Annotated in this window: 8 protein-coding genes; 3 read left to right on the top strand and 5 right to left on the bottom strand. The window is 61.3% G+C overall.

Translation table 11 applies throughout. The features are described 5' to 3' along the window. From FEM54_RS20180 to mksB, 3 genes are all read right to left on the bottom strand, one after another. Positions 1–1,875: coiled-coil domain-containing protein (locus tag FEM54_RS20180; protein WP_138452651.1), on the bottom strand; the 1,875-nt coding region annotated here is incomplete at its 3' end. Then, the gene (mksE, locus tag FEM54_RS20185) at positions 1,872–2,579 is read right to left on the bottom strand and encodes an Mks condensin complex protein MksE (RefSeq protein WP_017134536.1); all 708 of its coding nucleotides are present in this window, start codon (positions 2,577–2,579) and stop codon (positions 1,872–1,874) included. The genes FEM54_RS20180 and mksE, both read right to left, overlap by 4 nt. Continuing rightward, positions 2,569–3,846, bottom strand: a complete 1,278-nt coding sequence (gene mksB / locus FEM54_RS20190; RefSeq protein ID WP_017134535.1) for an Mks condensin complex protein MksB — start codon at positions 3,844–3,846, stop codon at positions 2,569–2,571. The genes mksE and mksB overlap by 11 nt, the downstream gene beginning before the upstream one ends. 187 nt (positions 3,847–4,033) lie before the next feature. Between mksB and FEM54_RS20195 the strand changes: the two genes are divergently transcribed. After that, positions 4,034–4,777 (top strand): hypothetical protein, encoded by a 744-nt coding sequence (locus FEM54_RS20195; protein WP_026013484.1) that lies wholly within the window; start codon positions 4,034–4,036, stop codon positions 4,775–4,777. Beyond that, entirely contained in the window at positions 4,770–5,222 is a 453-nt protein-coding gene (gene rimI / locus FEM54_RS20200; protein ID WP_005784514.1) for a ribosomal protein S18-alanine N-acetyltransferase, read from the top strand. The genes FEM54_RS20195 and rimI overlap by 8 nt, the downstream gene beginning before the upstream one ends. A 149-nt stretch (positions 5,223–5,371) precedes the next feature. On the opposite strand, the gene FEM54_RS20210 is transcribed toward rimI, so the two are convergent. After that, complete coding sequence (locus tag FEM54_RS20210; protein WP_138452653.1) at positions 5,372–5,776, bottom strand: serine kinase/phosphatase; 405 nt, start codon at positions 5,774–5,776, stop codon at positions 5,372–5,374. 139 nt (positions 5,777–5,915) lie between these two features. On the opposite strand from FEM54_RS20210, the gene can reads away from it, so the two are divergent. Further along, the gene (gene can, locus FEM54_RS20215; protein WP_099549196.1) at positions 5,916–6,560 is read left to right on the top strand and encodes a carbonate dehydratase; all 645 of its coding nucleotides are present in this window, start codon (positions 5,916–5,918) and stop codon (positions 6,558–6,560) included. Here can and FEM54_RS20220 read toward each other — a convergent pair. Then, the coding region (locus FEM54_RS20220) for an SET domain-containing protein-lysine N-methyltransferase (RefSeq protein WP_138452654.1) at positions 6,557–6,980 on the bottom strand (424 nt) is incomplete at its 5' end. The two genes, can and FEM54_RS20220, sit on opposite strands and share 4 nt — an antisense overlap.

Raw genomic sequence — 6,980 nt, forward strand, 5'->3', positions numbered from 1 at the left:
GTTGTCCATCGAGTCGTCGACCGGGTCCATGAACGGTGTGCCGAACGGCAAGTCGGCCGGCAACAACTGACGGCGGCGCAGGGCGTCATCCAGCGTGCGTTGCTTGGCTTCCATATCGCCGATCTGACGGCCGACCAGTTGCAGCTTGGCCGACAACTGCTGGACACGCTCGGTGAAGGCATCACTGGAGCGCTTCAACTCATCTTGCGCGGCTTCCATCTGCGCCAGGTTTTCGAGCTTCTCGCCTTCTTCCGCGCTCAGGGTTTGCGCGCGACGGAAGTCTTCCAGCGCCTTCTGCGCATCCAGCACTTGCTGGTACAGGGCTTCGGTCTGGGTCTTGCTCGCCGCACGGTCAGAGGCTACGGCCTGCTGCGTCTTGAGCTGCTTGAGTTCTTTTTCCAGGCGCTCTTTCTGGTCGCGCAACGCCGCGCGATCGGCCAGCGCCTGCAAGGCCGGTGGCTCAATATGGGAGATGTCGATCGACAGCCCCGGCACTTCAAATTTTTCACCCTTGAAGCCATCAAGGATCTGCTCCAGGGATTTAACCCACTGGCCATCCTCATCCAGCGTGATGCCATGCTCGCCCAGCGGCAAACTGAACAACGAACTGTTGAACAGGCGCATCAGACGCTCGACGTCCTGTTGTGAGAATTCTTCACGCAGTTTGGCGTAACTGTTGTTGTCGGCATGGTCGAGCTGTTGCTTGACCGACTTCAGGCGTTTCTCCAGGTCACGCAAGCGCTCATCCAGGTCCTCAGCGCTGAACTGACGGGATTGCGCCAGGGCGCCCGCCAATTCATCGTGGGCATCCTTGGCCGCCAACAGTTGCTGCTCCAGCACCTTGACGTCATCCACCAGCGCAAAGCGATGCTTAAGCACCGACAGCTCGCCCAACCAACGCTGGATGCCACTGATCTCGCGCTCCAGGCGCATCAGCTCCTGGGTACCGCCACGCTGATCGTTTTGCAGCGCGTCCTGCTCGTTACGGTAGTGCTCGGCCTGGATGGTCAGCTCTTCCTTGCGCGCACTGGCGTAGTCTGACCAGGTGCCGAGCAACGAATCCAGCAAGGGCGACAGGCGATGCAATTTGCCGCGCAATACATCGCGCAAGCGCACGCCATTGGCGAGCGCTTCAACCAACGGCCCGGCAGCCACCAGCGAGTTGTAGTCCTGCTCCATGCGCCTTACATCACGGAAGGCTTCTTCGCACGCAGCGATGTAGTCCACGCTGCCGGAACGCAGGCTGTGTTCGAACGCATCCAGGAACAATTGCTTGAGCTTGGCCGCGGTGATTTCGCGCATGTGCAGCAGGTTGATAAACAGCGCGCGGAAGGTCTTCAGGCTCTGTTCGCTGGTGGAACGCAGCGGAATCAGGGTCAGGTCCAGTGGGATTGACGTGTGGCCACCGACCAGCAAACGGCGCAGTTCATCCGGTTTGAGTTCGTAGGCTTTAAGGCCTTCGCGCTCAAGGTTGGTGAACAGCTCTTTTTGACGCAGGCAGGTGTCGTTCTTCTGGTAGTGGGCCAAGTCCAGCTTGCCGGCATAGGCAAAGAACTGGTGACCGAAACCACCGCCCGGGCCGCGCCCGACCACGCCGATTACGTGCGGGCCGTGGGGCAGCGAGACTTCCACGAGGATGTAGCTGGTGTCGGTGGCAAAGTAGAAGCGCCGCGATTGTTCCAGGGTGTACTTGCCGAAACTCATGTCCGACATACGCGCCAGGATCGGGAACTGCAAGGCGTTGATCGACGCAGATTTACCCAGGTTATTCGCGCCGTACACCGACAACGGTTCCTCCAGCGGGAACAAGCCCAGGCTGTAACCCGCGGTGTTCAATAGGGCGAAGCGGCGGATGCCGTAACGTTCCTTACTCATGCGTCGGTCTCCTGTTCTTCGGCAATGGCGCGGGCCAGGGCGTCTTCTTCGCTTTCTTCTGCGAAGTCGCTGAGGTCCAGCGGGTCATCGGTTTTCAGCAGTTTTTCATCGCTGTCTTCATCGATGATTACCGGCGCCGGCAATGGCAACACACTGTGCACGCTGGCGGCCAGGTCACGGTCCTGCTGCACGGACAGGCACACATCAAGAAAGCGGTGCATCGGCGGCAGGAAGCGATAGATGCCGTTGTCTTCGCTGGCAAAACCCAGTTGGGTCATGCGGCGCATGATCTTTTCTTCGAGCTCTTCCTGGGTCTGCACTTCGGCCTGGATAAACAGGTCGCGGTATTTTTCCAGCAACGACGGCAACTCATCGCGGCCCAGGCTGCCGCCATCGAGCACGGCGACCGGGTCGCGGCCCTGGTCGGCCAAGTGCTCGACGATGATGAAGGTGAACAGCGCCAGACGTTGCGCGGTCTTGTTGACCTGCGCCGCAGCCACGGCAGTGTCCGGCACGAAGTAGTAGAAACCGCGTGTGTCACACACCAGCTCAAAGCCCAGGGCCTTGAACAGTGTGCGGTACTGGTCCTGGAAGTTCGACAGTTGTGCGTACAGCTCCGGGTCGCGGCGGCTGACGTGGTAACCCTTGAACAGCTCGCGAAAGATCGGTGCCAGTTGGGACAGTTCGGATAGATCAAGATGCATAAGGCGTGCTCGCAGAATTCTCGGTGGCATCGGTGCCAGCCGGGAGCAGGGCGAATGAGCGCAGGCTGACCTGGTGCTCGTGTGTGTGGTAATCGCGGCGTTCCAGGCGTTCGCGCTTGAAGCGTTTTTCGCGCGAGAGTCGTGAGAACCAGTACAGCAATTCATCGGTGGCGCCGTCCGGTTCCTGCTCCAGCAGCCAGGTCATCAGGTCCGGCATCGGTAGCGCGTCTTCGCAGCGCTCGAGCATTTCCTTGACCGTGCGCGGCGCACGCTGGGCTTCGCCCTTGTGGGATTTGTGCGCCTTGGGGAAACGCGCCGGTTTCGGCTCGAAATTGGCCAGGGCATACACGTACGCTTCGACCTGGCTGGCACTGCCCAGGAAGGTACTTTGCGGCCGGGTAAACATCGGCATCGCCGCTTGCGGCACCGCGTCCAGGCCTTTACGGCGAATGGCCGACAAGGCCAGCGCCGCGCCACGGGTCACGGCGTTGTGGCGGCGCGCTTCTTCGCGCAGCGGCAGCAGCAGTTCGCGGGCATGGCGCAAGGTGAGCTGGGCGCTGGTTTGCATTTCGAGGATGCGCGCGTGAGTACGCAGCAGCATATCGTCGTCGACCAGATGGCCGAGGCGTTGCTGCTCGGTAAGCATGCGCAGCAGCACATTCTCGACCTTGCGCACGCCTTGCTCGAAGGCGCCGTCGGCGTTCACCAGTTGGATCATGGGTTCGACGTATTCGTCCCAGGTCGCCAGTACCTCGGCGTAACGCTGGCGCAACGGGATTTGCCGGTCGCTGGTCTTGGCGCGGTCGGCCACGGCCGCCAGGGCTTGTTCGTCGTTGGCGAGTTTTTTCAGCACGTCCCGCACACGCATGTCCAGCAAGCGCAGTTGGCGGGCCAGGTCGTGGCCATCACGGATGTCAAAGGCGTCCTGGATGTAACCGGCCAGACGCTCAAGGTGACGCAGGTAGGCTTCGATTTCCAGGCACAGGCCAAGCCGGTGCTCCTTGCGAAGATAGGCGAGGAAGTCGTGGATCTGTGCATTGAGCTCGAAACGGTTCGGGCTCTTGGCGACAGGCACCAGGATATCCAGGCGAATCCACACGTCCAACAGGCTGGTGATGTCCTGTGGCGTGCTGTCCAGTTGTTGGGCCGCCAGTTGTGCGCGCAGCTCGCCCAGGCTCAAGGTGCCTTGGTCGAAGTGTTCGCACAGTGGCTCAAGCAGGGCCCAGTGTTCGGCGAGGGCGCGCAAGACGCGCTTGGGTTCGATCATCGGAATGGCCGGCTGGTTGGCGAATAAAAGTCGCGATTGTACTGCATCAGGCGCGGGATTTATCCACAGCCGGTCAGTGCGCAGTGGGCGATTGTTACCGAACAGCGGTAGAATCCCCGCTCTTTAGTTATCCACAAGTGGCCGAGCTGTGCTTATCGAGTCCCGACGTCGCGCTTACTTGACTGCCATGCAGGTGGTCAACTGGCTGCCCCGCACCGAACTGCCGTTTGCCGCCCCATCGCGGCCCGAGCTGCTGCAGGCGCTTGAGCCTTATGAGGCGTTCGAGGTGTCGGGCGAGGAGGCTGCTGCGCCGGTGGCGGTGGTCAAACCCACGCCAGAGGCTCGCCCCGCTGTCGAACGCGTGAAAGTTGAAGTGCCGCGCCCGTCACCCGTGGCCAAGCCCGTGGCGGCCGAAACGCCAGCGCCGGTGGCCAAGGCAGCAGTGGTGCCACCGCCACGTTTCGCCCTGCAATTACTGCGGGCCGGGCGTTGCCTGCTGTTGGTGGAACTGCCCACCGGCGAACGTTTTCAGACCCGCGACCCGGCCTACATGCTGCTAAAAGACATGCTGCGCGCCGCCGGCCTGCCCGACAGCCCGCAAATCGTCGGCGACCCCGTGCGCTGGCCGCTGCTGGTGCGCGGCAACATGGACCAGGGCCCGGACGCTGCACGGGATTTTGTCCAGGGTTTTGTCTCGGCGCGCCTGGAAGACGAACCCTGCGTGTGCCTGTGGCTGATCGGCCTGCCCGCCGTGCGTTTTGCCGGTGAGGCGAATGCCGAAGCCTGGTATCGCGAGCTGCAGGTCGAAGGCCTGGGCTCGGTATGGGCCTTGCCGGGCCTGGAATTATTAATGGAAGAGCCACAGCGTAAGGCTGATGTCTGGCAAGCCATGCGCCGGCTGATGGCGCGCTGGAAAAGTACCGATGAGTGAAGCTTTATCGTTCCGCCCGATGACCGAGGCGGACCTCGACGCCGTACTGAAGATTGAATACGCGGCGTTCAGCCATCCCTGGACCCGTGGGATTTTTCTTGATGGGCTGGGCAAGTACCAGATCTGGCTGATGTTTGAAGGTGAGCAGCAGGTGGGCCACGGTGTGGTGCAGATCATCCTCGATGAAGCGCACTTGCTGAATATCACCGTCAAACCGGAAAACCAGGGCCGTGGCCTGGGGTTGGCGTTGCTGGAACACCTGATGTCGCGCGCTTATGCCGCCAGTGCGCGGGAGTGCTTCCTGGAAGTGCGCGACAGCAATACTGGCGCGTTTCGCTTGTATGAGCGCTACGGCTTCAACGAAATCGGCCGTCGCCGCGATTACTACCCGGCCGTGGGTGGGCGCGAGGATGCCGTCGTAATGGCTTGTACGCTGGTCGACTAAGACATAAACCCGATGTGCAAGCCGGCCCCTGTGGGAGCTGGCTTGCCTGCGATAGCATCACCTCGGTCTGGCTGAAACACCGAGGCGCCTGCATCGCGGGCAAGCCCGGCTCCCACAGGGGAAGTATTCACAGGCTCAACTGTGTTGTGTCAGCGGTTACCGTCTATCGGGTCAATATCTGCCAGTTCCGCCTCGTCCAGGCCATTGCCACCGCCAATCTCGTCCTCATCCACAATGCTCAGGTCATAATCCGCCGGATTATCATCACCGGCCTCACGAGCATCCCGGGCGCCATCCTCATGGATCAGCGTTTCCGGGCTCATGTCATCATCCGTGGGCTCATGATCATCGGTCGAAGCCCCGGTCATGCCGGCTTCACGTACCCGTTCGTCGGGCAGCAGGTGTTCGCGCTCGCGGCGCGGCAGCTCATCACCGATTTCTGCGGTCGGCTCTTGCTCGTCAAAATCCAGCTCGCGCATCTCGCCCATGCGGTCTTCGTTGTCATCAATCGGTTCGGGCTGTGTAGCGCCGTAGGGACGTCGTGATTCAGTCATGGCCAATCCTCATACTGTGGGGCTTATAGTGTGTGGACAGGCACGGCGCCCCAAAGATTCAAGCTAATTGCGCCCGGGCGTGACCCGGACGAGCGGTTGTCTGTCACAAAGCTGCGCATCATTCCTGAGGCTTTCCCTGATGAACGAACTACAAGACCTGCTTGATAACAACGAACGCTGGGCGGATGCGATCAAACAGGAAGATCCCGAATTCTTCGCCAAGCTCGCCCGCCAGCAAACCCCGGAATACCTGTGGATCGGCTGCTCCGACGCCCGTGTACCGGCCAACGAAATCGTCGGCATGCTGCCCGGCGACCTGTTTGTGCACCGCAACGTGGCCAACGTGGTGCTGCACACCGACCTCAATTGCCTGTCGGTGATCCAGTACGCGGTGGACGTGCTCAAGGTCAAACACATCCTCGTCACCGGCCACTACGGCTGCGGCGGCGTGCGCGCTTCGATGCAGGACCGCCAGTTCGGCCTGATCGACGGCTGGCTGCGCACTATTCGCGACCTTTATTACGAAAACCGCGAGGTGCTGGCCCAACTGTCCACCGAGGAGGAGCGGGTGGACCGCATGTGCGAGCTGAACGTGATTCAGCAAGTCGCCAACGTCGGCCACACCAGCATTGTGCAAAACGCCTGGCACCGCGGGCAGAGCCTGTCGATTCACGGCTGCATCTACGGCATCAAGGATGGCCGCTGGAAGAGCTTGAACACCACCATCAGTGGATTCGAGCAACTGCCGCCGCAATATCGCCTGCGCCCATTGGGCGAAGCCTAAGGCCGTTTGCGCAGGCGCCAGTGGGTCATGAACGCCTGGCCTTCGGCGCTCAATGGCTCCTTGGCGCCGGTGATCCAGCCCCGGCAGTTCAGCTCGCCGCATTGGCAAGCGAACTGCCGGAACAGCGCATCTTCGGTGGTGGCGTAATCCATCGTCAGCAAGGTGCCGGGCGCAATGGGTTGCACGGTCCAGACTTCCAGGTACGTGGCATCGAAAAACACGTTCGGATTGCAGGAGTGCAACATCAGGCGACTGAACCACGGGTCATAGAGGTGGATGCGTGACGAGAGCTGCAAGGTGTGGGCACCTCGTTCGCTCAACGCATAGCCGGACACTCTGGCAATGCGCACGCGGCTGTCAAAGGCGACGCATGCTTTGAGCGCGGCGCCAATGCCATTGGCATCGTGTACGACCTGGAAG

It is taken from the genome of Pseudomonas edaphica (assembly GCF_005863185.1).
GTDB classification, from domain to species: Bacteria; Pseudomonadota; Gammaproteobacteria; order Pseudomonadales; family Pseudomonadaceae; genus Aquipseudomonas; species Aquipseudomonas edaphica.

Coding starts and splice junctions, on each gene's coding strand:
- FEM54_RS20210 (WP_138452653.1), bottom strand. CDS start 5,776: ATGACTGAATCACGACGTCCCTACGGCGCTACACAGCCCGAACCGATT.
- mksB (WP_017134535.1), bottom strand. CDS start 3,846: ATGATCGAACCCAAGCGCGTCTTGCGCGCCCTCGCCGAACACTGGGCC.
- FEM54_RS20195 (WP_026013484.1), top strand. CDS start 4,034: ATGCAGGTGGTCAACTGGCTGCCCCGCACCGAACTGCCGTTTGCCGCC.
- rimI (WP_005784514.1), top strand. CDS start 4,770: ATGAGTGAAGCTTTATCGTTCCGCCCGATGACCGAGGCGGACCTCGAC.
- can (WP_099549196.1), top strand. CDS start 5,916: ATGAACGAACTACAAGACCTGCTTGATAACAACGAACGCTGGGCGGAT.
- mksE (WP_017134536.1), bottom strand. CDS start 2,579: ATGCATCTTGATCTATCCGAACTGTCCCAACTGGCACCGATCTTTCGC.